Below are 690 nucleotides of genomic sequence, written 5' to 3' on the forward strand. Positions count from 1 at the left end.
CCGAGCATACTCTATTTGCTCTCTGGCTTGGGTTGTATCAGATATAAATGCAATTAGCGCATTACTACCAACCAATTCAGAGTTAGAGACGAACATAAGCTCAAACTGAGAACCTGGTAAATCAATAATGTTGATTAACTGCCCTTCAGCTTCGACAAAGTCACGCCTCCATCGACTTTGAATAGCATGTTGCTGAAGAATTGGCTGTAGTAAAGGCTTATTCGTCAAAGAAGAGAAAGCCAATCCGGTCTTGCCAAACTGTACTGATGCTTCAGAGTTATTATTAACCGGCGTGAGTATCCCGATATCAGATCCGGTGATTCTATTAAAATCTAGCATCATATCTGCTAGTGATACGCTCAGCTGAATAAGTTTAATATCACCATTAATATCTAGAATCGGAGACAGTACAGCTAACTGACAAAATTCAAAACAGATCATTTCTTCGGACGGAGTGCGACTCGTCAAGGTACGCTCAATAACGTCGGAGTTTGGACGAATGCGTTGATCACCCCACTGCCCAATCACTTCGCCTTTTGCATTAAGTAAGGTTGCGCTCTCTAGGGCCCAAGTTATCTGTAAAGACAGCCAGTGCGAATCGAGCTTGTCCTCAATATACGGACCTTCTGACGTTAAATTTGGTAGACCATCAATTATATTAATTAGCTGCAATGAGCTCTTCTTGAGCAA

The 690-nt window shown here is 41.9% G+C and carries 1 protein-coding gene; it reads right to left on the reverse strand.

From position 1 onward, the window contains the following. Positions 1–672: cache domain-containing protein (locus A3766_RS23170; protein ID WP_197479700.1), on the reverse strand; the 672-nt coding region annotated here is incomplete at its 3' end. Positions 673–690: the final 18 nt, after the last annotated feature.

This window comes from Oleiphilus sp. HI0132 (genome assembly GCF_001635845.1).